Annotated in this window: 3 protein-coding genes; 1 reads left to right on the top strand and 2 read right to left on the bottom strand. The window is 64.1% G+C overall.

The features are described from left to right. Nucleotides 1–92 precede the first annotated feature (92 nt). Both APM_RS00280 and APM_RS00285 read right to left on the bottom strand, forming a co-directional pair. Entirely contained in the window at nt 93–2,102 is a 2,010-nt protein-coding gene (locus tag APM_RS00280; protein WP_241763080.1) for a phospholipase C, read from the bottom strand. A gap of 138 nt (nt 2,103–2,240) precedes the next feature. Beyond that, entirely contained in the window at nt 2,241–2,639 is a 399-nt protein-coding gene (locus APM_RS00285; RefSeq protein WP_007421351.1) for a lytic transglycosylase domain-containing protein, read from the bottom strand. 80 nt (nt 2,640–2,719) lie between these two features. Here APM_RS00285 and gspG point away from each other — a divergent pair, with 80 nt between their 5' ends. Next, complete coding sequence (gene gspG / locus APM_RS00290; protein WP_007421352.1) at nt 2,720–3,157, top strand: type II secretion system major pseudopilin GspG; 438 nt, start codon at nt 2,720–2,722, stop codon at nt 3,155–3,157. The last annotated feature ends 100 nt before the right edge of the window (nt 3,158–3,257 follow it).

Raw genomic sequence — 3,257 nt, forward strand, 5'->3', positions numbered from 1 at the left:
GGCCGGTCGGCGCCGCGGCGACCGGGGGGCCGGAACAAAAACATCCCGGCGCATGGCCATGCGCCGGGATGTCTCGCGAAGGCGTCGGTTGATCAGACGCCGGGATTGGTGCTCGGCAGCGGATTGAAGTCGGACGGCACCGATGTGCGGATACCCTTGGCCACATCGGTCGGGACGATGTGATCCGCCTGGCAGCCATTGCCGCCATACTGCGGCAGCGACATGATCGCCTTGTTCGGGATCATCGCATAGCTCGCCGGCAGCGGTGCCGCCCGGCCGGTCAGCCGTGCCGGATCGAAGGCGCCCATCAGGTCGCCGACATAGGGGGTCAGCGCATCGGCCGGGCCGATATTCGCCTCGCCGAATTCCTTCTCGCCATCGGCGCGGCCCTTCAGCTCGTCCGGCAGCAAGGCGAGCGGCGTCAGGCCGAACAACTCGTCGACGAACTTCACCACCGAGGACTGGCTGCCGTCCTGATGATCCACCTCATGCGTCCGTGCATAGGGCGAAATCAGGATCAGCGGCACGCGCGGGCCGAACTTGAACACCTGCTTGTCCGGACCGTTGACGATGACCGGCGGCGGCACATGGTCGTAATCGCCTTCGGAATCGTCCCAGGTGATGATGATCGCGGCATGCTTCCAGTATTTGCTCTTCGCGATCGCGTTCACCGCCTTCGCCACCATCGCCTCGCTGATCTGGGCGTCAGAATAGGCGGGGTGGTCGTCATCGCCGAGGAAGTTGGCACGCGCGGCGGCAACCGGATTGTCCGGCGTCAGGCCGAAAATGTTCTGGAAGCCGCCCTTGACGTAGAACACGCCGCCGGCGGCCGGCAGGGTGCCGCCCTTGAGCGCCGTGAACAGGTCGCCGAGCCCGTGCAGGTTGGCGCGTTCATCCGGGTTGTTGGCGACGTAGCCGAAATATTGCGGGCCGTTATGGTGGGTGATGTAGGAGGCATGGGTGCCGTTGGCATCCACCGGGTTGGCCGGATCGGTCGGTTCGTGGTCGTAGCCTTCCTCATACCAGCCCCAGTTGACCTGCTTGTGGCCGGACCGGGTCAGGTAGGAGATGTCGTCATGAATGTCGGCAAGGTCGCCGGCGGCATCGCTGTCGTGACGGGTGATCGCGGTGGCATTGCGGCCCATCGTGTTGATCGCGATGGAGGCGTAGGTCTGGTTGAGCTGTACGCCATAGGTATAGGCGGACCCGCCGAAATCCCCCGCATTGACCGGCACGTTGGGCGTCTTGTTCGGGTCGAGCGGCGAGCCCCAGAGCGGATCGTTGTCATCCATCACCGGCTCGCCGGCACCAGCCTCCGTCACCTTGAGGCCGTGCGGGTTGGTCGCGGTCGGCCCGGTTGCCGGATCGAACGTGCTGAACGCCTCGTTCGGATGCAGGGCCCACTGGGTCAGGCCGGTCTGGGCGGCGAAGATCGACAGGTTACCCGGCGTCGACGGGCCGGTGATGTCCTGGAAGACATGGTCGAACAGCACGAAGCGGTCGGCATAGCGCCAGAGGAAGGGCACCGTATCGCAATCCTCGTAGGCCATCGCGAGCTCGCCGAACTGCTTCGCCTTCAGCGAGGGATCGCCGGTCGGCGAATATTTCAGCTCCTCGGTGACGGCGAACTTGTCCATCAGCGGCTTGCCGGTGACGACGTCCATCTTGGCGGCGATGCGGGCGTGCGAATGGTCGATATCGTCGGTGTCCCACGCATACTGCTTCGGCCCGATGCGGAAGGGCGAGATGGTGCCGACGGTGCCATCGGTGTTGACCAGCGTTTGCACGAAGCCGGGGGTCTTCGCGGCCGGCTGCGAATAAAGTCCGTCAGCACCGGGGAAGGTGCCGAAATAGGAGTCGAACGAGCGGTTCTCCTGATACAGCACGAAGACATACTTGATCTTCTTGCGGACGAGCTGGACGAGCTGCGCATGGGTGAGGTGGAAGCGGTGGCGGCGATGTTCGCCATGCTCGCCCTGCTCACGGCCGCCATTGTGCCAGGCCTCGCGGTCCATCAGCCCGGCGACGAAGGCGTGGGCATCGTCCGGACGGTTGAAGGCGAGGCGCCCGTCTTGCTCGGCCAGTGCCGGCTGGATGGTCATGCTCAGCGCGCAAAGTGCCGAACAAGCCATTGCCAAAGCTCGTTTCATAATTCGCTCCACACGAAATGTTTACCTCGCGCGGATATATACAGATCAAATTTCCCGATTTCGTGATAGTTCCGTTGCAAGAATGTGAAATTAACGCGGACCGAACATCCGTTGTGCCATCGTTATTGCCCGCGCCCGATAGGCGGCGTTCAAGCGCGGCGTGGCCGAATGGTAGTCGCCGATGCCCTGCATAAGGTTGCCCGCGCGGTCGATGTCAGTGCGCAGGATGAAGGCGGCGGCGGCAATATTGAAACACGGATCGTCGATCAGGCGTCGTCGCGTTTCGCGCGCGCCAAGCCGTGCCCGGCGGGCGATCGTATCGAGCCAGACACTGTTCACCTGCATCGGCCCATAATCCGCGGTGCCATTGGAATCCGGGCGAACGAGCCCGACATGTCCCCCCTCGATCCGCGCGATCACCGGCAGGACGCGAGGCGGAAGATGATAGACCGAAGCTGCAAGAATCATGCAGCGCAACAGCGAGGTCATCGTGATATCTCCGTGAAATCGTCATCGTGCGCGCCGCCGTCGCTGGCGCTTGCGCCACCCTCTCGGATACTCACGCGTTCATGAACGCAAAGGCAGAACGCGCTGACGGTGAGGGCGGCTACACGCTGCTCGAGCTTCTCGTGGTTATCGTCATTCTCGGACTTCTGATCGCGCTTGTCGGCCCCGCCCTGCTCAGTCAGCTCGGCCGGGCCAAGGCGAGCATCGCCGAACAGTCGATCGAGCGGATCGGCTCGGTGCTCGACCTTTTCAAGCTCGATGTCGGCAGCTACCCGACGACCGATCAGGGGTTGCAGGCGCTGATCGCCAAGCCGGCCGGGGTGAGCGGCTGGCACGGTCCGTACCTGAAGCAGACCACGCTGCCGCGCGACCCGTGGGGGCATCGGTTCATCTATCAGGCGCCCTCGGCGCGGCCGGGGCTTGCCTATGATTTGTGCTCGAAAGGGCCGAAGGACGTGACCGCGGCGCCGGGTGCGCCGGGGATGATCTGCAACCGCTGAGGCGGGTTCAGCCACAGCGCGCATCCGACCAGTCCAGCACGATATAGGGCGCATCGACATTCGCGGGTGTCAGGCGGATGGTCGCACAGCGCTCGGCACG

Source organism: Acidiphilium sp. PM, assembly GCF_000219295.1.
GTDB lineage: Bacteria > Pseudomonadota > Alphaproteobacteria > Acetobacterales > Acetobacteraceae > Acidiphilium > Acidiphilium multivorum.